A 24,973-nucleotide genomic window follows, 5' to 3' on the forward strand; every position below is an offset into this window, starting at 1 on the left:
GGGTGCAACCATGACCGACGCAACTCTCGACAATGCGCCCAACGCCTTCATCCGCCGCGAAGCACTGGAACAGCAGCCTGCGCCGCTGTCGGTAGCGGGGCCGGTGGCCTGGATCCGCACGCGGCTGTTCTCCGGCCCCTTCGCGACGATCCTGACATTGCTCAGCCTCTACATCGTCTTCGTGGCGGTGCAGGATCTGGTGCGCTTCTATCTCATCGATGCGGTCTGGACCGGGACCAATCGCGAGGCCTGCCTCGCCGACAAGGTCGGTCGTCCCGTCGGGGCGTGCTGGCCTTATGTCGCCGACCGCATTCAATACTTCATGTACGGCTCCTACCCGATCTCGGAGCGTTGGCGCGTCAACACCGTCTTCGCGATGTTCGTGGTCGGCGTGGTCTGGTTGCTCTGGGGCCGTGCCCCGTTGAAGAAGGTCGGCGCGTTCTTCTTCTTCGTCATGCTGCCGCTCAGCGGGTTCATCCTGCTGCTGGGCGGGCCGACCGCGCAGGCCTTGCTGCGCTATCTGCTCATCATCAGCGCGGTGCTGGCGGTGGTCTATGCCGTGGCGTCCTTCGTTCCGTCGCTGGCGTTCTGGACCAGCGCGCCGATGATGGTCGCCGAGCGGGAGGTTTCTCCGTGGAAGCGCTTCTATCGGCCCAAGCGGCTGATCCTGATGGCGCTGGTCATCTTCGGGATCATCGGCGTGATCAATGACCAGATCGGTCTGCCGCGCGTCGATACCGGCCTTTGGGGCGGCATGACCGTGACGTTCCTGATCTCGGCGGTCGGCATCGTCTTCTCTCTTCCGTTCGGGGTCATTCTGGCTCTCGGACGGCGCTCGAAGCTGCCGATCATCCAGTTGATGTCGGTCATCTTCATCGAGTTCGTCCGGGGCGTTCCGCTCATCACGGTGCTGTTCATGGCCAACACCATGCTGCCGCTCTTCGTGCCGCAGGAATACTCGCCGGACCGGCTGTTGCGTCCCTTGATCGGCGTGGCGCTCTTCGCCTCTGCCTATATGGCCGAAGTTATCCGCGGCGGCCTGCAGGCGATCCCGAAGGGCCAGTTCGAGGGCGCGATGTCGCTCGGTCTCGGCTACTGGCAGATGATGCGGCTGATCATCCTGCCGCAGGCCATGCGCATCGTCATCCCGGGCATCGTCAACACCTTCATCGGGCTGTTCAAGGACACCACGCTGGTATCCATTGTGGGCATCTTCGACTTCCTCAACACCGTCCAGGCGACGCTCGTCGATCCGACCTGGGCGACGCCGACGACGCGCACGACGGGCTATGCCTTCGCCGCGATGTTCTATTTCCTGTGTTGCTGGGGCATGTCGCGCTACTCGATCTCGGTCGAGAAGCGGATGGCTGCCGGCCAAAGACGTTGAGAGGGACCACGACCATGGCAATGGCAGAAACCAAAATCGATACCCGCCCCGCCGCATTGAAGGCGACCGCCTTGAAGACGGCCACGGCGGTGGAGATGATCGGCGTCAACAAGTGGTATGGCGAGTTCCACGTTCTGCGCGACATCAACCTGAAGGTCAGCCGCGGCGAGAAGCTCGTCATCTGCGGACCGTCCGGCTCGGGCAAGTCGACGATGATCCGCTGCATCAATCGGCTGGAAGAGCACCAGAAGGGCCAGATCATCGTCGATGGCACCGAGCTCACCAACGACCTGAAGAAGATCGACGAAATCCGTCGCGACGTCGGCATGGTGTTCCAGCACTTCAACCTGTTCCCGCATCTGACGATCCTCGAGAACCTGACGCTGGCCCCGATCTGGGTGCGCAAGATGCCCAAGAAGGACGCCGAAGAGATCGCGATGCACTATCTGCGTCGCGTCAAGATTCCCGAGCAGGCGTCGAAGTATCCGGGCCAGCTCTCGGGCGGCCAGCAGCAGCGCGTGGCGATTGCCCGCTCGCTCTGCATGAGCCCGAAGATCATGCTGTTCGACGAGCCGACCTCGGCGCTCGATCCCGAGATGGTCAAGGAAGTGCTCGACACCATGGTCTCGCTCGCCGACGAGGGCATGACCATGCTCTGCGTGACCCACGAGATGGGCTTCGCGCGTCAGGTCGCCGACCGCGTCATCTTCATGGACGCCGGCCAAATCGTCGAGATGAACACCCCGGAAGAGTTCTTCAAGAACCCGCAACATGAGCGCACCAAGCTCTTCCTGAGCCAGATCCTGCACTGATCAGCGCGGGCAACTCGGCCTCCCTCTACGAAAGGCGCATCGCAACGCAGCGATGCGCCTTTCGCGTTTGCAGCATCCGCAGGGTTAGACGCACGTCTTAGATCGGACGAAAAAGCGTCGGGGAACGAATCCTTGGGTCAACGGTTGTCATCCCAAACGGGAGGACCAGCCATGAAACTTTTCATTCCTGCCATGATTGCCGCTGTTCTTTTGAGCGGTAGTGCCTATGCTCAGTCGATCAATCTCGGCCCGGGCGGCGTCTCGGTCGATACACGCAATCCGCAGGAGCGCGCTGTCGAACGCGAGTTTCGTCGTGATCGCGACGACCGGGCCGATCGCGACCGCTACGAGCGCCGTCGCGACCGCGAGTACCGCGCCAATTATCGCGACCGCAACGATGGCTGCCGCACGGTGACCACGCAGCGTGAAACGCCGCGCGGCATGATCAGCCGCACCGAGCGCGTTTGCGACTGATCATTCAGCCATGTCATCAAAAAGGGGTCGGCGAAAGCCGGCCCTTTTTGCTTGTCTGGGCCTGTCGGAGTGTCGTCCGTTGCAGCCATGAGGATAGCTGACTATCCTCGCACAGGTGGCTTAAGTTGTCCGCGAACACTGGTGATTCCCGAATTCGTGGTTTCAGGCGAGCTCTCGCCGATGACCCATAACGGGTGCTGCGGTCGCCCGAGGACTGAAGCCGATGTCGTTTACGACCTGCATAATCATCATGGTCGGCGGCGCCATCGGCACATTGGCGCGTTATCTCATCTCGGTCGTTGCGGCGCCGATCAGCAGCCAGCTCCCCTGGGGCACCATCATCATCAATATCGCAGGCTCGCTGCTCATCGGCTTCTTCGGCACGCTGACCTTGGCGAATGGTCGTTTTCCGGCATCGGAAAACCTGCGCCTTTTTGTGATGATCGGGCTCTGCGGAGGCTTCACGACGTTCTCGTCCTTTAGCCTTCAAACGCTTGAGCTGCTGCGCAGCGGCGCGACGCTGCGCGCCACGATCAACATCGTCGCCTCGGTGGCGCTCTGCGTCGCGGCGGTTGCGATCGGTCACACCCTGGCCGCCAGGCTCAATGGCGCCGACCCGCGCATCGCACAGGCGGCAATCGAGGAGCAAGCCTGAGCAACCCTGCAACCCGGAAGGAGCGCGCCGTCGTTAGGCGCGGACCCTTCGTCAGGCGCGGTCCCGGGTCATGAATGACGGCGGCAGGCGGAGCGGCCTGCATCCGCCTGTCAGCGGCGCGGGTTTTCCAGCGTCGTCTTGGCGTCGAGGCGCTTGGACGGCGGCGGGCTGAAATCCTGCTGCGGCGGCGTGGCGCAGGCGGTGAGACCGAGGGCGAAGAGCCCGAGAACGGCAAGGCGGGCGGCGCTTTTCATGATGTGCTTGACCCCAGAAACCGCGACATGCGGTTGCATCGTCTTGCCGCTTATGGAACGAGCGCGTCAAGAACATGGCAACGCGCCACCTATGCCGCAGAGTCATGCTCGAACTGGTCGAAAGACAGTCCCACCCGATCGCGGCGCAAGGTCGCTCCCGCCTCTGGACCCAATGCCATGACGCCCGCCGCCCGCATCAGCGCCGCCATCGAAGTGCTCGACGACATCATCGGGCGCCGCAGGCCCGCGGCCGATGCATTGAAGGATTGGGGCCTGTCGCGCCGCTTCGCTGGTTCGAAGGACCGCGCTGCCATCGCCTCGCTGGTTTATGACGCGCTGCGATGCAAGGCCTCGGCCGGGTATGCGATGGCATCCGAAGAGACGCGTGCTCTCGTCCTCGGCATGCTGGCAGGCCTGCGCGGCATACCATTGGCCGAGATCGCGGAACTTTGCTCCGGCGAGAACCACGCGCCCGCCAGGCTGAGCGACGACGAGACCGCGTTGTTGACGGCGTTCTCGGCGGATGATGCGCCTGATTGGGTCCAGGCCGACGTGCCGGAATGGCTCTGGCCGTCCTTCGCGACGGCCTTCGGCCAGGACGCGATCGCGGAGGGGCAAGCGCTTGCCGCCCGCGCTCCGATCGACCTGCGGGTCAACCGCCTCCGGGCGGGCCGGAGCGAGGTCCTTGAGGCGTTGTCGCATCTTCAGCCGGAGGAGGGCACCTGGTCGCCCGATGCCCTGCGCTTTCATCCCGGCCATGACGGTCGTGGCCCATCGTTGCAGACCGAACCCGGCTTCTTCGCCGGCGCCTTTGAAATCCAGGACGAAGGCTCGCAGCTGGTGACGCTGCTCGCCGCACCCCAACCCGGCGACACCGTCATCGACCTCTGCGCCGGTGCCGGCGGCAAGACCCTGGCGCTGGCGGCCCTGATGGCCAATCGGGGCAACCTCTACGCCACCGATCTCGACAGCCGCCGTCTGGCGCCATTGCACGACCGCCTGGCCCGCTCGGGTGCGGCCATCGTCGATATCCGCATCCCGCGTTCGCGCGGCCACGAGCCGCTCGAGGACGTCGCGGGCAAGGCTGATCTCGTGCTCGTCGATGCCCCCTGCACCGGCTCCGGCACCTGGCGCCGCAATCCCGATGCGAAATGGCGTGTCCGTCCCGGCGCGCTGGCCGAGCGCATCAAGGACCAGGCCGAGGTGCTGGCGCGCGCTGCCCGGCTGGTGCGACCCGGCGGGCGCATCGCCTACATCACCTGCTCGATGCTGCCGGAGGAAAACGATGAGGCCATCCGCGCCTTCCTCGCCAGGCAGCCTGGCTTTGCCGCCATCGCTCCCATCGATGTTGTGCTGTCGAGCGCCGAAACCGACCTCTCACTGCTCGCGCGTTTCGCAACAGAACTCGGCGTACAGCTCTCGCCGCGCCGCACGGGCACCGACGGGTTCTATCTGGCCTGTCTGCGACGCGGGGACTGACGGTCCCGCAAGCGTTGCGCGCGCTTGAATCATCCAGTAACGGAACGCGATGACGAGCGCGCTCCCCCATCACGACTCCATCCTCATCATCGATTTCGGCTCGCAGGTGACGCAGCTGATCGCGCGGCGCATCCGCGAGATCGGCGTTTATTGCGAGATCGCGCCGTTCCAGAAGGCCGGCGAGACCTTTGAGCGGCTGAAGCCTAAGGGCGTGATCTTCTCAGGCGGACCCGCTTCGGTCCCGGATGAGGGCAGCCCCCGCGCGCCCGAGGCGGTCTTCGATGCCGACATTCCGTTGATGGGCATCTGCTACGGCCAGCAGACCATGGCGCACCAGCTCGGCGGCACGGTCGAGGGCGGTCACGCAGCCGAGTTCGGCCGCGCCGATGTCAAGATCGTCGCGCCCTCGAAGCTGTTCGAAGGCGTCTGGGAGCAGGGCTCGCGCTATCCGGTCTGGATGAGCCATGGCGACCGCGTCACGCAGCTGCCGCAGGGCTTCTCGGTCAAGGCGACCTCGGAGAACGCTCCCTTCGCGGTGGCGAGCGACGAGGAGCGGCGCCTCTACACCACGATGTTCCATCCCGAGGTGGTCCATACGCCCGATGGCGGCAAGCTGCTGCGCAACTTCGTGGTCGAGATCTGCGGCTGCAAGCCCGATTGGAGCATGTCCGCCTATCGGGCCGAGATGCAGAAGAAGATCAAGGATCAGGTCGGCGGCGGCCGCGTGATTTGCGGGCTTTCCGGCGGCGTCGACTCCGCCGTGGCGGCCGTGCTGATCCATGAGGCCATCGGCGACCAGCTCACCTGCGTGTTCGTGGACCACGGCCTGATGCGGCTGGGCGAGGCCGAGCAGGTCGTCGAGCTTTTCAGGAACCACTACAACATTCCGCTCGTGCATGTTGAAGCCGAGGAGCTTTTCCTTTCGGAACTGGCGAAGTGCGGCGCCGATCCGGAAGCCAAGCGCAAGACCATCGGCCGGCTCTTCATCGAGGTCTTCGATGCTGAAGCCGCCAAGATCGGTGGCGCCGACTTTTTGGCGCAGGGCACGCTCTATCCCGACGTGATCGAAAGCGTATCCTTCTCCGGCGGTCCCTCCGTCACGATCAAGAGCCACCACAATGTCGGCGGCCTGCCCGAGCGCATGAAGATGCAGCTTGTCGAGCCGCTGCGCGAATTGTTCAAGGACGAGGTCCGCGTGCTCGGCCGCGAGCTTGGCCTGCCCGAGGCTTTCGTCGGCCGCCATCCCTTCCCTGGGCCGGGCCTCGCCATCCGCTGCCCCGGCGAGATCACGCGGGAGAAGCTCGACATCCTGCGCAAGGCGGATGCGATCTATCTCGACGAAATCCGCAAGGCCGGCCTCTACGACGTGATCTGGCAGGCCTTCGCCGTCCTGCTGCCGGTTCGCACTGTCGGCGTGATGGGCGACCACCGCACATACGACCACGTCTGTGCCTTGCGTGCGGTCACCTCGGTCGACGGCATGACGGCGGACTTCTATCCTTTCGACATGAACTTCCTCGGCCGCGCGGCAACCCGTATCATCAACGAGGTCAAAGGCATCAACCGCGTCGTCTACGACGTGACGAGCAAGCCCCCCGGCACGATCGAGTGGGAATGAGAAGGCCGCACTCAGCGGTACCGAGCTAAAACAACCACCGGCTCGCGCTTGTAATGTTCCCGATATGTTCTAGTATTCAGCGATGCAACTCGCATACCATGTGACCTTGTGGGGCGTGGAAGACGATCTCGGTCCGGAAAGCCAGATCGTTGCCAAGATGCATGAGGTCGGGAGCCGAGCAGCATCGGTGCCGTTTCGGGTTGCGTTCGACCACGCCGCGGATTTTGGCGATCGGCGGCATAACCCGGCCTTTGCGCTGGCGATGAGCGAGCGGCTTTCAGCTGCGGAGGCGCTGCAATCCGTATTGACGGGAGGCATGAGGCGCCTCGGAAGGCAGGATCGTCGTTCTTTTAAACCCCATCTCACATTGTTCTATCACCGGCGCCCGGTGGCCCCGATCGGGATCGAATGCATCGGCTGGACTGCGAAGGAACTGCTGCTCATCAGAAGCGTCGACGGCTGCTCCTATGCATGTCTCGGCCGTTGGGCATTCGATGCGCATTAGGCAAGCCCGTTATTCTTGCGTTCCTGCAGGAGCCGCATTGTTCCCGGGAAGGCGCAAGGCCGTTGCATGGAAGCGGTCGCCGGTTAAGCTCCGGCCCGAACCTGCTCAGCCCGAACGGAGCCCCTGATGGCCGATCTCTCTGCCTTTCCGATCACCAAGCGCTGGCCTGCCAGCCATCCTGACCGCATCCAGCTCTATTCGCTGCCGACGCCAAACGGCGTGAAGGCCTCGATCGTACTGGAGGAGCTTGGTTTGCCCTACGAGCCGCATACCATCGACATCACCAAGAATGAGACCTGGGGGCCGGAATTCCTCTCGCTCAACCCGAACGGCAAGATCCCGGCGATCATCGATCCCGACGGGCCGGACGGGAAGCCGCTTGGCCTGTGGGAATCCGGCGCGATCCTGCTCTACCTTGCGGAGAAGACCGGCAAGCTTCTGCCGAAGGACTCCACCGCCCGCTATGAGACCATCCAATGGGTGTTCTTCCAGATGGCGGCGATCGGTCCGATGTTCGGCCAGCTCGGCTTCTTCCATAAATTCGCCGGTAAGGACTATGACGACAAGCGCCCGCGTGACCGCTACGCCAGCGAGAGCAAACGCCTGCTCGGCGTGCTCGAGGAGCGGCTCGGCACCCATACCTGGATCATGGGCGACGATTATACGATCGCCGATATCTCGATGCTGGGCTGGGTCCGCAATCTCGTCGGCTTCTACGGCGCCGGCGAACTCGTCGACTATGCCAGCCTAACCCATGTGCCGATCTGGCTGGAGCGCTGCCTCTCGCGGCCGGCCGTCCAGCGCGGGCTCGAAATCCCGAAGCGGCCAGGCTGAAGGTTCGCGGCGTGACCAGAACGATCTACGGCATCAAGAACTGCGACACGATGAAGAAGGCGCGCGCCTGGCTCGAGGGCCACGGCGTCGCCACCGCCTTCCACGACTACAAGGCGAGCGGGATCGACAAGGCCGCGCTCGAAGGCTGGGTGAAGGAGCATGGCTGGGAGACGATGCTGAACCGCGCCGGGACGACCTTCCGTGCGTTGCCCGATGCCGAAAAGCAGGGGCTTGATGCAGGCCGGGCAATCGCGCTGATGCTGGCGCAGCCGAGCATGATCAAGCGGCCGGTGCTCGATCTGGGCAGCGGCAAGACGATCGTGGGGTTCAAGCCCGAGGTTTATGCGGCGGCGCTGGCGAAGGGCTAATCCGGCATGGCGTCATTCTCGGGCCGCGTAGCGGACCCGGGGATCTCCGGACAAATGAGGCGCTGTTGCCTCCTTCTGCCTGAGATGCTCGGGTCAAGCCCGAGCATGACGAGTGGACGGTGTCCGCCCTTCCCTAAACCTCCGCACTGCTCTACCTCGCGGGCCATGACCGCATCGATCGCCTCCACGCAGCCCGACACAGCCGCACCCGCCGAGTTCACCTTTCACCTCGCTGCCCGCGATGGCGCTGCCCGCACCGGCGAGATCCGGATGCCGCGCGGCATCATCCGCACGCCGGCCTTCATGCCGGTGGGCACCGCCGCAACCGTCAAGGGCATGTATCCCGAGCAGGTGAGGGCGCTTGGCGCCGATGTCGTGCTCGGCAACACCTATCACCTGATGCTGCGGCCCGGTGCCGAGCGCGTCGCGAAGCTCGGCGGGCTGCACACCTTCATGAACTGGCCACACCCGATCCTGACCGATTCTGGTGGCTTCCAGGTGATGTCTCTCGCGAACCTTCGCAAGCTGACCGAGGAGGGCGTGACCTTCCGCTCGCATATCGACGGTTCCAAGCACATGCTCAGCCCGGAGCGCTCGGTCGAGATCCAGAACCTGCTCGGCTCCGACATCGTCATGCAGCTCGACGAATGCGTGTCGCTGCCCTGCGAGGACAAGGTGGCGGAGAAGGCCATGCGGCTGTCGCTGCGCTGGGCGGAGCGTTGCAAGACCGCGTTTGGTCACCATCCCGGCCGCGCCTTGTTCGGCATCGTGCAGGGTGGGGCGGTGCCGCATCTGCGGGTGGAGAGCGCGCGCGAACTCGCCGCCATGGACCTGAAGGGCTATGCCGTCGGCGGGCTGGCGGTCGGCGAGCCGCAGGAGATCATGCTGGCGATGATCGAGACAGTCGAGCCGCATCTGCCCTCGGAGAAGCCGCGCTATCTGATGGGCGTCGGCACCCCCGACGACATCGTCGAGGCGGTCTCGCGCGGCATCGACATGTTCGACTGCGTGATGCCGACGCGCGCCGGCCGCCACGGCCAGATCTTCACCCGCTTCGGCCGGATGAACCTGAAGAACGCCAAACATGCCGATGATCCGCGCCCGGTCGATGAGCAATCGTCCTGCCCGGCGGCGCGGGACTGGTCGCGCGCCTATCTCCATCACCTCGTCAAAGCCGAGGAGATGCTCGGCAAGATGCTGCTGACCTGGGTCAACCTCGCCTATTATCAGGAGCTGATGGCAGGCCTTCGCGCCGCCATCGCGGCAGGCCGCCTGACCGATTTCGTCGCCGAAACCAAGGAAGGCTGGGCGCGCGGCGAGGGCTGAGCTTTACGCTGCTGCGCGGGCTGGCCTGCGCCATGAGGCGACGAACAGCCCCCCGACGATCAGCGCGATGCCGAGCCACTGGATCGGCCCCGGCCATTCCCCGAGCACGGGAATGGCAAGCGAGGTCCCGGTCACCGGGATCAGCGGCGGAAAGCGGCCGACGATCGCGGCGCCCAGCACATTCGCGGCGCGGCCCCACAGCCACAGGCCCACGATCATGTTGAGGATGCCCTGATAGAAGGCCTGGAATAGGAAAACGGTCCAGGGCGCGACGTCGAAGCCGCGATGGAAGAAAGCGAAGTAGAACGGCAGATAGGCCAGCGACAACACGGCCACGATCGCCGCCGCATGCAGCCTCGCAATCCGCCAGCGTTGGACCATCAAGGGGTAGAAGCCCCAGAGCAGCCCGCAGCAGAAGAACAGCAGGTCGCCCGTCAAGGTGCCGTGGCCGCTTGTCGAGCCGGCGATGGCGAGACAGGCCAGCCCGCCGAGCATCCCCACGGTGCCCGCGACGAGATTGCGTGTGATCGCGGCGCCGAACATCACGACACTGCCGATAATGCCGATCATCGTCACCGTGCCGGGTGTGATCGTCGCGCCATGCGCAGCCGGCGCGATGCCAAGGCCCGTCAGCATGAGGAAGCTCATCGGGAAGCCGCTCGAGACGAGCAGGAACAGCCCGCGGCCCCAGCCCACCCCGCTGCAGTTTAAGAGGCCCCGCCGCAGGAAAAACGGGAGTAGCATCAGCCCGGCCGTCCCGAAGCGCACCGCCATCATGTCATGGGCCGTCATGCCGTGGAGAACGGCATAGCGGCTGACCACGAAGTTCGAGCCGAAGATCAGGACGCTGAGCACCATGCCCGCGATGGCCAAGCGCCGCCGCCTGCGTGTCTCCCCATCGGGCTTTGCCGGACTGTCGACGATCTGGTCCATAACTCCTGCATACCGCAATGCGCAAAAACCCCGATGAGGCGATTGTGCATAAGCACAGGGCACGAATGGCTTTGTTTCTGGGTGGGAAAATTACCCACCTAAATGATGCCGTGTTTCCGCCCTCTTGCGGCCCGGCTGCTAGGCTTGACTGAAACTCTGCCGAACCCCGCAGCGTGGCACGACGGAGTTTTAAAAATGAGCGCCACCACACCGCAGCCTTCAGCGATGATGAGCCGCCTGGGCGGCCATCTGGCCATATCGCTGGGCATCGCCCTGGCAATTGCCGGCGCGACCAGCCTGCCGCATTGGCTGGACGGGCACGTGAATCAAAGCCGGATCGTGGCGGTGATGGATGCCCCTGCTGCCTTCGTGGCGGAGGGCAAGTTCATCGACCGCATGGACCTCGCGGCTGGCGAAGACCGGATCGCCGAGCGACCCTTCACGCCCGCCACCATGATCATGCCGATGGCGATGAACTGGCCTGAACCGACCACGCCAGTCGTCGCCGCTCCATCGCCGAAATCGCGCAGCGCAGCGGCCGATGTAGTCCCGCTGCCGCCGAGACGCGACGTCGGCATCGATGACCGAAAGGTCGCGAGCGGAACAGTGCCGGTAGCTATTCTGCCGAAAGTCGAGGCGCCGCGGTCTGGCGACACCGAAGCATCGCCGCCCGCTGACACTGAGGAGGGGGGCTGGACCCGGATCGTGACGGTGCCAGCCGTAAAGATCGCGGAGGCTGTCTCCGGCACGGCCGGAATGGCTCAAGCCGCAGGGTCCTGGACGTTGTCCCAGGCCTCGGGCCTGCTGCCGCGTTGGTGAGAGCGCGGCAGTCCGTTTCGTATCAGGCCAGCGCCTTCAGGGCGGCCCGGCCGGCATAGATCGCCTGATTGCCGAGCTCTTCCTCGATGCGCAGAAGCTGGTTGTATTTCGCCGTCCGGTCGGAACGGGCGAGCGAGCCGGTCTTGATCTGTCCGCAATTGGTGGCGACGGCGAGGTCGGCGATGGTCGAATCCTCCGTCTCGCCCGAGCGGTGTGACATCACCGCCGTGTAGCCTGCGCGCTGCGCCATCTCGACCGCTGCGAGCGTCTCGGTCAGCGTCCCGATCTGGTTGACCTTCACCAGGATCGAGTTTGCCGTCTTGCCCTTGATACCGCGCGCGAGCCGCTCGACATTGGTGACGAAGAGATCGTCGCCGACGAGCTGGCACTTGGCCCCGACCAGGTCGGTCAGTGCTTTCCAGCCCTCCCAATCGTCTTCCGACATGCCGTCCTCGATCGAAACGATCGGATAGGCGCCGACGAGCTTGGCGAGGTATTCGGCCTGCGCCTTCGGGTCGCGGGTCTGGCCTTCGCCCTCGTAGACGTAGGCGCCGTCCTTGAAGAACTCGGTCGCGGCGCAGTCCAGCGCCAGCGCGACGTCCTCGCCCGGCTTGTAGCCGGCGGCCGCGATCGCCTCCATCACGAAGTCGAGCGCCGCCTCGGCCGATTTGATGTTGGGGGCGAAGCCGCCCTCATCGCCAACATTGGTGTTGTGGCCAGCGTCGTGCAGCTTCTTCTTCAGCGTGTGGAAGATCTCCGAGCCCATCCGCAGGCCTTCGCTGAACGACTCCGCGCCGACCGGCATGATCATGAACTCCTGGAAGTCGATCGGATTGTCGGCGTGGGCGCCGCCATTGACGATGTTCATCATGGGGACTGGCAGGACCCGGGCCGAGGTGCCCCCGACATAACGGTAAAGCGGCAGACCGGCGGCCTCGGCCGCAGCCTTCGCGACGGCAAGCGAGACCCCAAGGATGGCGTTGGCGCCGAGCTTCGCCTTGTTGGGTGTGCCGTCGAGGTCGATCATCACCTGGTCGATCGCGGTCTGGTCCTCGGCGTCCATCGCGACGATCGCCTCGGCGATGTCCACGTTGACGGCCTCGACGGCCTTCAGCACGCCCTTGCCGAGATAGCGGCTCTTGTCGCCGTCTCGCAATTCGACCGCCTCATGCGCGCCGGTCGAGGCGCCGGAGGGAACGGCAGCGCGGCCCATCGAGCCATCTTCCAGCACAACATCGACCTCGACGGTCGGGTTGCCGCGCGAATCGAGGATCTGGCGTCCGATGATGTCGATGATCGCGGTCATGGGCTCGCTCCGGTCTAGGCAGGGAAGGCTGCCGCGCTTCTAGAGCACAGCCCACTGTCACGGCAAGGCGAGGCCGATCGATTCCACCGCCGGGCGCCGGGAAGACCGTCTGCTCAGCGCCCCGCGGAAGCGATCGGGATCAGCCGCACCGCGCTGCGATCGGACCCGTCGAGCCCGCCGCGCAGCACCGCGTCGCTCATCACCGTGTCGTCCTGCAAGCTGGCTTCGCGGATCTTCATCCGGTCGCGCAGCTTGCGAGCTTGCGCCTCCATGCGCGAGATGCCGACGAGTTCGTCGATCTGCTTGCGCTGGCCCTTACTCAGTTCGTTCGCCGAGCGGAAGTCCCGGAAGTCGCGGCGGCTGTAAGGCCAGGCCGTGCCGCCCGTGAAGGTGCTGACCTTGCCGTCGAGCACCACGCTGTCGCCGGGACGCAGCGTGATGTCGCGCAACAGCGAAACGCGGCGCTCGCCGGCCTGGACGATGGCCGGCCGGCAGGCCTTGTCGCCCGCACCCTGATAGGCATACGCGACCGGCAAGGCGCGATAGCGCTTGCCGTCGGTCGAAACGGCATCATCGATGGTCTCGGCTCCGGCCGCGACGGTGAAGACCTTGACTGGGAGGCCGGGGTTCATCGCCTGGCAAAGCGATTCATGTGCCTGGAGATCGCTGGTGGCGCGAAGAAAGCCGATCGGGGCGTGATAGCCGTCGCAGAGCCGGACGCAGATCGTCCGCGTGGTGTGCTCGGGCGCGATATCGGTGCCACGCCCCTGCGCCACACGAGCGACATCGGCGGAGCGCCGCGCGACACGCTTCTCGGCGCGGCGGAAGGGATTGAGATCGACCGGCGGATGCGCGATCAGGCCACTGGTGCCGGTCTGGAAGAGAGGAATGCGCCATCCCTGGCGCGCCGGCGCATAGGCGCTCGCTTGGCTCGACGCATAGGCGGCCCGCGAAGGCTCGGAGGGAGCAGCGCGCCGCGCCGCATCCTGACGCAGGACGGAATAAACGCTCGAATCGTCTTCGGCCTGCACCAGCGAGGCCGTCAGCACGACGCCGCCCATGCCAAGCGCAAGACCGGCCATGCCCATCGCGACGAGGCGTGCTCGGCCGGCGTGGCTTCGTATCCGGGATGACGGATGAATCGCAGCCGCAAGGCAGGCTTCTCCGTTGCGGGCCTGGGCCCGCACGGGAACTTCACGGACACGCAACATCGCGTCACTCCAAACTACGCTTGTCCACCGTCCGCCGCCCGATCGATGTAGTTTACTTCTTGTTAAGACTCAACGGGCCGCACGGCCTCGTCCCTCGCCAAGCGATGGGATGCTTAACGCGCAAGACGCTTGCGTTTTGGAGGCTTGCAGGAGCGGTCAAACGACCGCGATGACGACGCCGAGCCAGAGGCCGAACAGCGCGATCACGCCGACGCCATAGACGGCGCCGCGCACGGGCAGCTTGTTGGGGCCGAGATGAATCAGGCTGTGAGCGATGCGTGTCGCGACGTAAAGCCAGGCGAGTAGCGTCATCAGATAGTTGGTCGCCTTGACCTCCATCGCCAGCATGATGAGCGCGAAGAAGATCACCGGCGTCTCGAACTGGTTCGAGAAATTGGCGCCGGCCAGCCGGGCCGGGACCGGGTAGCTCTCGGTCGAAACCGAAACCTGCTCGGGCTTCACGGCGCGCGAGATGAAGGCGTCCCGCCTGCGCTTCATCAGCACGAGGCCGACGATGAAGATCCAGAAGATCAGCGCGAGCGCCGGGTAGACGAGGTTCAGGGTCATATAAGGCCGCTCCGGCGCGAGTCGCGCCGCGACTGTGAAAGGCGTTGGCGGGAAAGACAACCGGGCCGGTCCATGCCGGCGCCGATTCTCAGCCGAGAGCGACCCTGTGCCATGGCGCGAGCAGGCTTTCTTTCCCTCTCGCAGCCCTCATCCTGAGGAGGCCCGCAGGGCCGTCTCGAAGGATGCTCCAGATGTCTCCAGGGCCCGCTGAAGCATCCTTCGAGACGCCGCTTCTCGGCTCCTCAGGATGAGGGCTGCGGAGCGATCTCAATAAAGATGATCCTCGATTACGACCGCGTCGGATAATTCGGGCTCTCGCGCACGATCGTTACATCATGGACATGGCTCTCGCGCAGGCCGGCGCTGGTGATGCGGATGAAACGCGCCTTGGCCTGGAAGTCCTTCAGGTCCTTGCCGCCGACATAGCCCATCGCCGCGCGCAGGCCGCCCGCGAGTTGATGCAGCGTGCTGGAGACCGGCCCCTTATAGGCGACCTGACCCTCGATGCCTTCCGGCACCAGCTTCAGCGCATCCTTGATGTCCTGCTGGAAATAGCGATCGGCCGAGCCGCGCGCCATCGCGCCGACCGAGCCCATGCCGCGATAAGCCTTGTAGGAGCGGCCCTGGTACAGGAACGCCTCGCCGGGCGTCTCATCGGTGCCTGCGAGCAGCGAGCCGACCATGACGCAGGAGGCGCCGGCGGCGATCGCCTTGGCCAAATCGCCCGAGTATTTGATGCCGCCATCGGCGATGACCGGCACGCCCAGTTTAGCGGCAGCCGAGGCCGCATCCATCACCGCCGTAAGCTGCGGCACACCGACGCCCGCGACGATGCGCGTGGTACAGATCGAGCCCGGTCCGATGCCGACCTTGACCGCATCCGCGCCGGCATCGATCAGCGCCTTCGCGCCGCCGGCGGTCGCGACGTTGCCGGCGATGACCTGCACCGAATTGGAGAGCTTCTTGACGCGGGTGACGGCTTCCAGAACCTTGGCCGAGTGACCATGGGCGGTGTCGACCACGATCAGATCGACGCCGGCATCGATCAGCATCTCGGAGCGCTCGTAGCCCTGATCGCCTGTCGTGGTCGCGGCGGCGACGAGCAGGCGGCCCTTGGCGTCCTTGGCGGCGTTCGGATAGGCGACCTGCTTTTCCATGTCCTTGACGGTGATCAGGCCGATGCAGCGGTAATGGTCGTCGACGACGAGCAGCTTCTCGATACGGAACTGGTGCAGCAGCCGACGCGCCTCTTCGGGGCTGACGCCCTCACGCACGGTGATCAGACGCTCCTTGGTCATCAGCTCGGAGACCGGCTGTTCCGGGCTGGCCGCGAAACGCACGTCGCGGTTGGTGACGATGCCGACGAGCTTGCCCTTGTGACCCTGAGGACCGCGCTCGACGACCGGAATGCCAGAAATGCCGTTCTGCTTCATTAGCGCCAGCGCGTCGGCCAGGGTCTCGTCGGGGTGGATGGTGATCGGGTTGGCGATCATGCCCGACTCGAACTTCTTCACCATGCGCACCTGCTGCGCCTGCTGGTCGGCCTCGAGATTGCGGTGGATGACGCCGAGGCCGCCGGCCTGCGCCATCGCGATCGCCATGCGTGCCTCGGTGACGGTGTCCATGGCCGAGGCGATGATCGGCAGGTTCAGCGAGATCGAGCGGGTGAGCTGGGTGCGGATGTCGACATCGGCCGGCATGACCTCGGACGGGCCGGGTTCGAGCAGCACGTCGTCGAAAGTGAAGCCGTCACGGATCAGGCCGACGTGATCAATGAGACCATTTTGGGAAAGCGTCATCGTCAACTCCGACGCCGGACAGACCGGCTTTATGGGGAGGCTGGGGCAAGCGAGGCCCGTTGCCGAGTTGACGAGGCCCGTTAGCATGCGCCCGGAAGCCTTGCTAGTCCGCCGGGCGCGATTCTTTCCGCAATGCGGCAGCGCCGGACTGAGCGCCGCTGCAGGCGCGTCAGCGACGCAGCACCGATTCGTTCGGGCGACCGTCCGGATCGACCCAGAAGCAGCCCGACTCGAAGATGGTTCGGCCGGCGGTATTGGCGAGGTCCTGACAGGCCTGCTGGCGCATGCATTTGTCGGCCCGGGGCATCTGGCCGCTGCCCTGGGGAGAGCCTTTGTCGACGCAGGCGCCCCGCCAATCGGTGGGGGAATCGGCCGCGAAAGCCGGCGGTGGCGCGGCCAGCCCGTAAGCGAGCCCGGCCGCAAGGCCGAGGCCGACGAGCTTTGCGGCGCGTGACGGGATGATCAGATCGAAGGTGTGGGCAATGATGGACATGAGGTATCTCCAAATGTTGCCGACGCGCGCCCCCGCGCCGACCCTGCCTTGGCAGACTTGACATGTAGGAAGCGGAGGGATGGCCGAGCAGTGCGTCAGGCGCGTGACAGCGCTGCGCCCGACATCTGGCTATAATCTGAGCGCATGACTGTTCCGCTCGACGAAGGAGAGCTTCGCAGCAATTCACCCTCGCCAGGTCTCATTCAGCGGATTAATAGCCGAGCTTATGATTTCAGCGCCGCTTGTGCCGCTGCGAAGGGTCCGCCGATTTGCAACGCTCCAAACTCCTGCCGCTCATCGTCGCCTGCGCGTTGTTCATGGAGAACACCGATTCGACGGTGATCGCGACGTCTCTCCCCGTGATCGCGAAGTCGCTGGGCGAGGATCCGATCGCGCTGAAGCTGGCGCTGACCTCCTATCTCGTCAGTCTCGCTGTCTTCATCCCGATTTCGGGCTGGATGGCCGACAAGTTCGGCGCGCGCACGATCTTCCGCTCGGCATTATGCATCTTCATGTTCGGCTCGGTTCTCTGCGCCATGTCGAACTCGCTCGGGGCCTTCGTCGGCGCCCGCTTCCTGCAGGGCATGGGCGGAGCGATGATGGTGCCGGTCGGGCGGCTGGTCATCCTGCGCAGCGTCTCCAAGGCCGAGATGGTAGGCGCATTGGCCTATCTGACCATCCCGGCGCTGGTCGGCCCCGTGGTGGGGCCGCCGCTCGGCGGGTTCATCACCACCTATTTCGACTGGCGCTGGATCTTCTTCATCAACATCCCGATCGGCCTGATCGGCATCGTGCTGTCGAGCCTGTTTTTCGAGGATATCCGCGAGGAGGATGTCGCCCCGCTCGACATCACCGGCTTCGTGCTCTCGGCCTTCGGTTTCGCCAGCCTGATGCTGGGCTTGGCGACCGGCGGGCGCCACCTCGTCCCGGAGGTGGTGTCCTATGGCTGCGCCATGGCTGGCGTCGCGTCGCTGATCGCCTATTGGTTCCACGCCAAGCGCGTACCCTATCCGGTGCTGAACCTGGCGCTGTTCCGCATCCCTACCTTCCGCATCGGCGTGCTCGGCGGCTCGATCTTCCGGGTCGGCATCGGCGCGATACCCTTCCTGCTGCCGCTGATGCTGCAACTCGGCTTCGGGCTCGATCCGCTGCAATCGGGCCTCATCACCTTCGCCTCGGCTGCCGGCGCGCTGATCATGAAGACGCTCGCCCGCACCATTCTCGCGCAATACGGCTTCCGCCGAGTGCTGACCTTCAACGCGATCGTCGGCTCGGCTTTCCTCGCGGCCTCGGGGCTGTTCACGCCCTCGACGCCTCACGCGATCATGCTGTCGGTCCTGCTCATCGGCGGCTGCTTCCGCTCATTGCAGTTCACCGGCATCAACGCACTGAGCTATGCCGACATCTCCAACCGCGACATGTCGGGCGCGACCAGCCTGTCGAGCGTCTCGCAGCAGCTTTCGCTCAGCATGGGCGTGACGATCGGCGCGTTCGCTCTGGAAGCCGCGAACGGGTTCAACGGCGGCAAGGCGCTGTCGGCCGGCGATTTCTGGCCCGCCTTCGTCATTGTCGGGCTCATCTCGGCCTCGTCCGCGCTGTGGATGGTCAGGCTAACCCGCGACGCCGGAGCCGAGGTCTCGGGCCACCGCCCGATCAGCAAGCGCAAGATGACCGCCGAGGCCATCGCCGACCAGAAGCCGCTGGAGTAAAGCGGTCGGTTATCCGGTACGCGTTCAACTCTCGTCCGCTTCCTGAGGCTGCGCAGCCTTTTTTCGATAGCCGGTGGCCAGCACATAGAGCTCGGAGGAATCCGCTCGGCTTGCCGCTGGCTTGACGTTGCGCACGGTCGTGAAGTCGCGCTTCAGCTCGGCCAGGAGCTCGGCGCTTTCCCCGCCCTGGAAAAGCTTGGCGAGAAAGAAGCCACCCGGCGCCAGCACGTCATGGGTGAACTCCAGCGCAGCCTCGGCCAGCGCGATGATCTTGAGATGGTCGGTCTTCTTATGGCCGGTGGTGTTGGCGGCCATATCGGACATGACGCCGTCGGCGCGGCCGCCGAGGCGCTGCGTCAGCAAGGCCGGCGCTTCCTCGTCCATGAAGTCCATCTGGATCAGATCGACGCCGGGGATGGGGTCGATAGCCAACAGGTCGATGCCGACGATCGTGCCCTTGCCGGCTTCCAGCCCGACCCGTGCGCCGGCGATCTGGCACCAGCCGCCGGGCGCGCATCCGAGATCGAACAGGCGCTGACCAGTCTTCAGGAATTTGTAGCGGTCGTCCATCTCCTCGAGCTTGAAGGCGGCGCGCGAGCGATAGCCCATCTCGCGGGCCCGCTTCACATAGGGGTCGTTGAGCTGCCGCTCCAGCCAGAGCTGCGAGGAGTGCTTCAGCTTGCCGGCCTTCTTGACCTTGACGCGCATGTCGCGCGCGCCGGCCCCGGTCTTGCCGCCGGCTCCTCCCGATCGTGCGTTGCTCATGGTCTCAAAGCCTATCTGCGCCGCCACCAGGCGCGGTCTTCATGCATCATGCGCAGCAGGATGCCCTCGCGCAGGCCGCGATCGGCGATGCGCACGCGCTCGCTCGGAAAGGCGCGGCGGATCGCCTCGAAGATCGCGCAACCTGCAAGCACCAGATCGGCCCTGTCGCGGCCGATGCAGGCATTCGCCGCACGGGCGGCATAGTCCATCTCGATCAACTGGTCGATGACCGTCAGTACATCGGCCTGTCGCATCCACAGCCCGTCGACCTCGCGCCGGTCGTAGCGGGGCAGGCCGAGATGGATGCCGGCGACGGTTGTCACCGTCCCGGAAGTGCCCAGCAGATGGAAGCCTTTCGCGTCCCTGGCGCCGGCTGCCTTTTTGGCAAAGGGCTCCAACGCCTCCGAGCAATCGCTCACCATGCGCTCGAACAGCTCGCGGCCGACCTCGACGCCGCCATAGCGTTCGGCCACCGTCACGACGCCAATTGGCAGCGAAGCCCATTCCCGGATGCGGGCGGCGGGATCGCGCGCCTCGTTGCGGCCGCCGAGCCAGATGATCTCGGTCGAGCCCCCGCCGATGTCGAAGACGATCGCCCCTTCGGCATGCGGGTCGACCAGCGCAGCGCAGCCCGAAACCGCAAGCGAGGCTTCCGTGCCCTGATCGATGATTTCCAGCGCCAGCCCCGCCTCGGCCGAGACGCGACGGACGAAATCGAGGCCATTTGTGGCGGCGCGACAGGCTTCCGTCGTGACCAGACGGGCCCGCGTGACGCCGCGATGGGCCATCTTGCTGTTGCAGATCTTCAGCGCGTCGACGGCTCGGTCCATCGCGGCTTCCCCGAGCCGGCTGCTGGCGGCCAGCCCTTCTCCGAGACGCACGATCCGCGAAAACGCATCGACGACGCGAAAGCCATGCTGCGCCGGGCGCGCGATGAGCAGGCGGCAGTTATTGGTGCCGAGATCGAGCGCCGCATATGTCACTGCTGGGTGCTGTACAGGCGGCTGCAAGGCCTGCTGCCGATGGACGGCGACAGCGGGCGCGGCGCCGGCCCGAAACGGGTCCACGCTGACCTGATGAGCCGCCGCCAGTGCGACGCTCGTTGGCTGCCGGTCCTCGACCGTCACGATTTAATCCTTCGATCCACCGGCGATGGGACGCCGGCAGGGGCCGCGAACCGGCGCGGCCATTTGCTTCATTGTCGAACTAACTACAGCGCAAGCGCCGTGCCAAGGGGCAGGGGCGGACGGAGCCCCCGGATCGCCCCCGGTCTTGCGTCGGGCGGCCCGCTTCGGCCAGTCTCCGCCGGCGCACGAGGCGCGCATTCGGACTCCGCAGGAAAAGACGATGGCCGCCAGACATATCCTCGCGATCGACCAGGGCACGACCTCGTCGCGCGCGATCCTGTTCGATTCGAAGCTCGGCATCGTTGCGAGCGCACAGCGGGAGTTCGCCCAGCATTTCCCGGCCTCCGGCTGGGTCGAGCATGAGCCCGAAGATATCTGGGAGAGCGTGCTCGCCACGTCTCGCGAGGCGATGGCCAAGGCCGGAGTGGAGGCGAAGGACATTGTCGGGATCGGCATCACCAACCAGCGCGAGACGACGCTGATCTGGGACCGGCGAACCGGGCAGGCCATCCACCGCGCCATCGTCTGGCAGGACCGGCGCACCGCCGCCCATTGCGCCAAGCTGGTCGAGGCGGGGCATGAGGAGCTGATCGCGAGCCGCACCGGCCTGCGCATCGACCCCTATTTCTCCGGGACCAAGATCGCCTGGCTGCTCGACAACGTGCCCGGCGCGAGACGGCGCGCCGAAGCCGGCGAACTCGCCTTCGGCACAGTCGATTCGTTCCTGTTGTGGCGGCTGACCGGCGGCGCTGTGCATGCGACCGACGCGACCAATGCGGCGCGCACCATGCTCTTCGATATCGGCCGCGGGGTCTGGGACAAGGAGTTGCTGGCGCTGCTCGATATTCCCGAGGCACTGCTGCCGGAGGTGCGCGACTGCGCGACGCATTTCGGCGATACGGTGCCGGAGCTGTTCGGCGCGGCCATCCCCGTACGCGGCATCGCCGGCGACCAGCAGGCCGCGACAGTGGGCCAGGCCTGCTTCGACCCTGGCATGGTCAAATCCACTTACGGCACCGGCTGTTTCGCGTTGCTCAACACCGGCGACAAGCCGGTGCGCTCCCGCAACAAGCTGCTCGGCACCATCGCCTATCAGCTCGGCGGCAAGCGGACCTATGCGCTCGAAGGCTCGATCTTCATCGCGGGCGCTGCGGTGCAATGGCTGCGCGACGGGCTCGGCATCATCGAAAAAGCCAGCGAAACCGGACCTTTGGCGGAAGCGGCCGATCCGGCGCAGGAGGTCTATCTGGTGCCGGCCTTCGTGGGCTTGGGCGCTCCGCATTGGGACGCTCATGCGCGCGGCGCGATGTTCGGCCTGACGCGCGGCACCGGCCCGCGCGAATTCGCGCGCGCGACGCTGGAGAGCGTCTGTTACCAGACGCTCGACCTGATCGAGGCGATGCATGCCGACTGGCCGGGCGCCGAGAAGGGCGCGCGGGCCGTGCTCCGCGTCGATGGCGGCATGGTGGCGTCGGACTGGACGATGCAGCGCCTTGCCGACATTCTCGACCTGCCGGTCGACCGCCCGACGGTGCTGGAGACGACGGCCTTGGGCGCGGCCTATCTGGCAGGGCTCGACGCCGGGCTGCTTCCCGACCCGGACCGCTTCGCCGATCTCTGGCGCCTGGAACACCGGTTCAGTCCGGCAATGGCGGCCAGCGAGCGCAGCCGCAAGGTGGACGGATGGCGCGATGCGGTGCGGCGGACGCTGACGACGGGGTGAGGGGCGCGGCCGCGTTTCGCCTCCACGCTTGCCTTTCGATATGCACTGTCATCCCGGACAAGCGGCAAAGCCGCGCCGATCCGGGATCCATTCCGGAACCCTTATCACAAGCGCTCCGGAATGGATCCCGGGTCTGCGCTTCGCTTCGCCCGGGATGACGACGTATTTTCGAGCCAGATCGGCAAGGCTTAATAACAGACCTCGCCGAGGCCGTTGACGGCGCGGACAAAGCCTGACGGGCGGCTAAGGGCTGCGTCCCGAGCAAGCAGTCGGACCCGGCGCGGCTCGCCCGGCGCGAGGTGGAACCAGCTTTCCTCCGGGCGCCACTGCGGATCGACGATCTCGACCGATTGGGCGAAGCGCGAAGTCCTCAGCATCAGGGACCAGCCGCCATCCTCTTCTTCGAGTTGAACGTCCAGCCCGAGATCGTGACGCTCGTGCCCACGCCCAAGCGGGAAATGGAACGCTTCGGCCAGCACTGCGCCGCTCGCTGCGTCACGCAGCACGGCCGAGGTCGCGTCATGGCCCGGCGGCCCGAAGCGATAGGCATAGGTGATGTCGAAGAAGCGCCCGATCAGCTCGAAAGCAGACAGCGTTTGCGCAGAACGGGGCTGCAGCGTCATCTCGCGCTCGGCCTCGACCACGGCGGTGCGCCCGTCGCGCCAGCAGGTGAGTTCCAGCTTAACCGCAAGCGGCTGCGGGCGCTCGTTGATCAAGTGGAGCGCCAGCCCGTTGACGCCTTCATCGGTGAGCGCGAGCTGCACTGGCCGGAAGGCGCGCTTCAGCCCATGCCAGGCCGATTTCGGCTCGCCATCGCTGGCGATCACGCCCCAGCCGGCGCCGGGCTGAAGATCCTGCAGCAGCCAGACCAGCGCCCCGCGTGTCGGCGAAGCCGGGCGACGCCACTCGGCGAAGCTGGCCTCCATCACCTCCGTAACGGTAGCGCGGGAGAGGGCGAAATAGCGCTCCGGGTCTTCGCGCCGCAGCCGGGCCGGGTCGAGCCCGTAAAGCCGGCCAAGATAATGGTCGCGGACATCCTCGAAATCCCAGGAGGCGGAGGCGTCGCGCGGGACGCCGCGCTTCCAGTCCGGGTGATGCGTGATCGCCGGAGGCGAGCCGCTGCGCAGTGAAAACTCTTCGGGCACATTGGCGAAGGCGAGGGATTCGGCTGCGAAACGGACCTCGGCCCGGCGGGCATCGTCGAGATCGCGCATATACGCGCCGACGCCGTAGTAGTGTGTCACGCCGGCATTGGCGACAAAGGGCAGTGTGCCGCCGGAGGGAGAGTTCGGCACATAGGCAATGTCGGGACGTTTTTGCGCCACGACCGCCGGCAGGATGTCGTCGAAGACCGGCCCCGACCAGGCCTCGGGCGGTGCGCCCAGCATCGCCGCCTGCTGAAAGACCTCGCTGCCACCGCAGAGGACGACAAGGCTGGGGGAGCCTTGGGTCCGGTCGAGCAGGTGTTCGGCCTCGGCGCGGATGGCGTCACGGAAACCCGCATCGGCCTGCGGATAATCGAAATTGGCCAGCGTCATCTCTTGCCAGACCATGATGCCGAGTTCGTCGCAGAGCGCGAAGAAGGCGTCGTCCTCATAGGTCATGACACCGGGCACGCGGATCATGTTCATGCCGGCTTCGCGCGCCAGCCTAAGCCAAGGCTCATAGGTTTCACGGCCGCCGGCGAGCGTCGTCACGTCGGCGCTGCTCCAGCAGGCGCCACGGCAGAACACGGGCACATCGTTGACGATAAGGCCGAAGCCGTTTCCATCCGCTCCCCGGTCGACCGCAAGCGAGCGGAAGCCGATGCGGCCGAGATCGATCGTCTCACCGCCAAGCGTGAGCGTCAGCGCATGCAATGCTGGCTCGCCATGAGTATGCGGGAACCACGGCGCGATGCCGGGGAGGGTGAGTGTGCCGGTGAGGGTATTGGGAGCAGTCAGTTGAAGGCGCGCTTCGTTGCCGGCACAATGGAGCGCGCCCGATCCGACCACAGTCATCCGTCGCAAGCCCTCATCCTGAGGAGCGCCGGCAGGCGCGTCTCGAAGGATGCTCACCGAGGCCTTGGCGCGATCTGGAGCATCCTTCGAGACGCCGCTTCGCGGCTCCTCAGGATGAGGGCTCATGGAGGCAAAGCCGACAAAAGGAATAACCTCGCCGAACGTGATCGTCAGCGAAACCGTACCCGTTCCGCCCTCATAGCCCGTTTGCAGATCGATGCCGGCGGTAACAGGCGCCCCCGCCTCCCGCTCCACGCGCAGAACCGGCCGATACGGCCCCGTCGGCAGTCCCGGCGGACACCAGCCGGGCGCCGAACCAAGCGCGGTGGCGCGGAACCAGCGCAAGCCGTTGGGCTGGATCATCGAAGGGCGCCAGCGCGAGCGGCGAGGGGCGGCGGCGAGTTTGGGGTTCAGTGCGCGAAAGCAGAGCGCGATCTCGGCGCCGGCCTCGGAATCGACCGCGATCTCGACCGGCACGAACATCGAGGCGCTGACGGCGCGCTTCTCGCCGTCGATCCAGATTTCGGAGATCGTCGCCAATCCCTCACAGCGCAGCGTCCCCGAAAGCGGGCGGTCGAGGCGGGTGCGGTACCAATGGTCCTGATCGCCGATCACAGCGGCGCTCGCATCGTCGAGGCGGCCTTGCGCGCGCAGCGTCCCGGCGACCGTGCCGGGCACCGCGGCTTCGGCCCAGCCCTCTGCCGGCAGCGCCGAAGGCGTGGCGGCGGCATCGGCCGGTGTGGCGAGCCAATGCCAGCCGGCGATGGCCTCGATCCGTTCACTGCTGCGCGCGACGATGCGGGCCATGC

General features: G+C 65.7%; 23 protein-coding genes. 13 read left to right on the plus strand and 10 right to left on the minus strand.

Annotated elements, in window-relative coordinates; genetic code table 11:
* Nucleotides 1-10: 10 nt before the first annotated feature.
* The 4 genes from AC1DR6_RS11235 (at nt 11) to crcB (ending at nt 3,328) form a co-directional block, all read left to right on the plus strand.
* The gene (locus AC1DR6_RS11235) at nt 11-1,387 is read left to right on the plus strand and encodes an amino acid ABC transporter permease (RefSeq protein ID WP_476829302.1); all 1,377 of its coding nucleotides are present in this window, start codon (nt 11-13) and stop codon (nt 1,385-1,387) included.
* Between the two features lie 20 nt (nt 1,388-1,407).
* Nucleotides 1,408-2,199, plus strand: coding sequence for an amino acid ABC transporter ATP-binding protein (locus AC1DR6_RS11240; protein ID WP_476829303.1), 792 nt, complete (start codon nt 1,408-1,410; stop codon nt 2,197-2,199).
* Between the two features lie 171 nt (nt 2,200-2,370).
* Nucleotides 2,371-2,673: a hypothetical protein gene (locus tag AC1DR6_RS11245; protein ID WP_476829304.1), complete on the plus strand. Its 303-nt coding sequence runs from the start codon at nt 2,371-2,373 to the stop codon at nt 2,671-2,673.
* A 223-nt stretch (nt 2,674-2,896) separates the two neighbouring features.
* On the plus strand, nt 2,897-3,328 hold the full coding sequence (crcB, locus tag AC1DR6_RS11250; protein WP_476829305.1) for a fluoride efflux transporter CrcB: 432 nt from the start codon (nt 2,897-2,899) through the stop codon (nt 3,326-3,328).
* Nucleotides 3,329-3,438: 110 nt separating this feature from the next.
* Here the strand turns inward: crcB and AC1DR6_RS11255 are convergent, their stop codons facing one another.
* On the minus strand, nt 3,439-3,582 hold the full coding sequence (locus AC1DR6_RS11255) for a hypothetical protein (RefSeq protein WP_476829306.1): 144 nt from the start codon (nt 3,580-3,582) through the stop codon (nt 3,439-3,441).
* A gap of 177 nt (nt 3,583-3,759) precedes the next feature.
* On the opposite strand from AC1DR6_RS11255, the gene AC1DR6_RS11260 reads away from it, so the two are divergent.
* From AC1DR6_RS11260 to tgt, 6 genes are all read left to right on the plus strand, one after another.
* Nucleotides 3,760-5,061 (plus strand): RsmB/NOP family class I SAM-dependent RNA methyltransferase, encoded by a 1,302-nt coding sequence (locus tag AC1DR6_RS11260; protein ID WP_476829307.1) that lies wholly within the window; start codon nt 3,760-3,762, stop codon nt 5,059-5,061.
* Between the two features lie 49 nt (nt 5,062-5,110).
* Nucleotides 5,111-6,679 carry a glutamine-hydrolyzing GMP synthase gene (gene guaA, locus AC1DR6_RS11265; protein WP_476829308.1) on the plus strand — a complete coding sequence of 523 codons (1,569 nt, stop codon included), beginning with the start codon at nt 5,111-5,113 and terminating at the stop codon, nt 6,677-6,679.
* 82 nt (nt 6,680-6,761) lie between these two features.
* The gene (locus AC1DR6_RS11270; protein WP_476829309.1) at nt 6,762-7,184 is read left to right on the plus strand and encodes a 2'-5' RNA ligase family protein; all 423 of its coding nucleotides are present in this window, start codon (nt 6,762-6,764) and stop codon (nt 7,182-7,184) included.
* Between the two features lie 126 nt (nt 7,185-7,310).
* Entirely contained in the window at nt 7,311-8,018 is a 708-nt protein-coding gene (locus AC1DR6_RS11275) for a glutathione S-transferase N-terminal domain-containing protein (RefSeq protein ID WP_476829310.1), read from the plus strand.
* Nucleotides 8,019-8,029: 11 nt separating this feature from the next.
* Nucleotides 8,030-8,386, plus strand: a complete 357-nt coding sequence (locus AC1DR6_RS11280; RefSeq protein WP_476829311.1) for an ArsC family reductase — start codon at nt 8,030-8,032, stop codon at nt 8,384-8,386.
* A 165-nt stretch (nt 8,387-8,551) separates the two neighbouring features.
* Nucleotides 8,552-9,712, plus strand: coding sequence for a tRNA guanosine(34) transglycosylase Tgt (gene tgt, locus AC1DR6_RS11285; protein WP_476829312.1), 1,161 nt, complete (start codon nt 8,552-8,554; stop codon nt 9,710-9,712).
* 3 nt (nt 9,713-9,715) lie between these two features.
* On the opposite strand, the gene AC1DR6_RS11290 is transcribed toward tgt, so the two are convergent.
* A complete protein-coding gene (locus tag AC1DR6_RS11290) occupies nt 9,716-10,585 on the minus strand; it encodes a DMT family transporter (RefSeq protein WP_476829313.1) in 870 nt (289 codons plus the stop codon).
* Between the two features lie 255 nt (nt 10,586-10,840).
* Here AC1DR6_RS11290 and AC1DR6_RS11295 point away from each other — a divergent pair, with 255 nt between their 5' ends.
* The gene (locus AC1DR6_RS11295; RefSeq protein ID WP_476829314.1) at nt 10,841-11,464 is read left to right on the plus strand and encodes a hypothetical protein; all 624 of its coding nucleotides are present in this window, start codon (nt 10,841-10,843) and stop codon (nt 11,462-11,464) included.
* A 22-nt stretch (nt 11,465-11,486) separates the two neighbouring features.
* On the opposite strand, the gene eno is transcribed toward AC1DR6_RS11295, so the two are convergent.
* The 5 genes from eno to AC1DR6_RS11320 form a co-directional block, all read right to left on the minus strand.
* Nucleotides 11,487-12,770: a phosphopyruvate hydratase gene (gene eno / locus AC1DR6_RS11300; RefSeq protein WP_476829315.1), complete on the minus strand. Its 1,284-nt coding sequence runs from the start codon at nt 12,768-12,770 to the stop codon at nt 11,487-11,489.
* Between the two features lie 113 nt (nt 12,771-12,883).
* Nucleotides 12,884-13,852, minus strand: a complete 969-nt coding sequence (locus AC1DR6_RS11305) for a DUF2865 domain-containing protein (protein ID WP_476829316.1) — start codon at nt 13,850-13,852, stop codon at nt 12,884-12,886.
* Between the two features lie 285 nt (nt 13,853-14,137).
* Entirely contained in the window at nt 14,138-14,548 is a 411-nt protein-coding gene (locus tag AC1DR6_RS11310; RefSeq protein WP_476829317.1) for an MAPEG family protein, read from the minus strand.
* A 287-nt stretch (nt 14,549-14,835) separates the two neighbouring features.
* The gene (gene guaB, locus AC1DR6_RS11315; RefSeq protein ID WP_476829318.1) at nt 14,836-16,347 is read right to left on the minus strand and encodes an IMP dehydrogenase; all 1,512 of its coding nucleotides are present in this window, start codon (nt 16,345-16,347) and stop codon (nt 14,836-14,838) included.
* A 169-nt stretch (nt 16,348-16,516) separates the two neighbouring features.
* Nucleotides 16,517-16,840 (minus strand): hypothetical protein, encoded by a 324-nt coding sequence (locus AC1DR6_RS11320; RefSeq protein WP_476829319.1) that lies wholly within the window; start codon nt 16,838-16,840, stop codon nt 16,517-16,519.
* Between the two features lie 269 nt (nt 16,841-17,109).
* Between AC1DR6_RS11320 and AC1DR6_RS11325 the strand changes: the two genes are divergently transcribed.
* Nucleotides 17,110-18,549: an MFS transporter gene (locus tag AC1DR6_RS11325; RefSeq protein WP_476829320.1), complete on the plus strand. Its 1,440-nt coding sequence runs from the start codon at nt 17,110-17,112 to the stop codon at nt 18,547-18,549.
* Nucleotides 18,550-18,573: 24 nt separating this feature from the next.
* On the opposite strand, the gene AC1DR6_RS11330 is transcribed toward AC1DR6_RS11325, so the two are convergent.
* Nucleotides 18,574-19,314, minus strand: coding sequence for an RlmE family RNA methyltransferase (locus AC1DR6_RS11330; protein WP_476829321.1), 741 nt, complete (start codon nt 19,312-19,314; stop codon nt 18,574-18,576).
* Between the two features lie 11 nt (nt 19,315-19,325).
* On the minus strand, nt 19,326-20,324 hold the full coding sequence (locus AC1DR6_RS11335) for a Ppx/GppA phosphatase family protein (protein WP_476829381.1): 999 nt from the start codon (nt 20,322-20,324) through the stop codon (nt 19,326-19,328).
* Between the two features lie 337 nt (nt 20,325-20,661).
* Here AC1DR6_RS11335 and glpK point away from each other — a divergent pair, with 337 nt between their 5' ends.
* Nucleotides 20,662-22,164: a glycerol kinase GlpK gene (gene glpK / locus AC1DR6_RS11340; RefSeq protein WP_476829322.1), complete on the plus strand. Its 1,503-nt coding sequence runs from the start codon at nt 20,662-20,664 to the stop codon at nt 22,162-22,164.
* Nucleotides 22,165-22,352: 188 nt separating this feature from the next.
* Here the strand turns inward: glpK and AC1DR6_RS11345 are convergent, their stop codons facing one another.
* Complete coding sequence (locus AC1DR6_RS11345) at nt 22,353-24,971, minus strand: glycosyl hydrolase 2 galactose-binding domain-containing protein (RefSeq protein ID WP_476829323.1); 2,619 nt, start codon at nt 24,969-24,971, stop codon at nt 22,353-22,355.
* Nucleotides 24,972-24,973: the final 2 nt, after the last annotated feature.

The organism is Allobosea sp. P5_A5, from assembly GCF_056400625.1.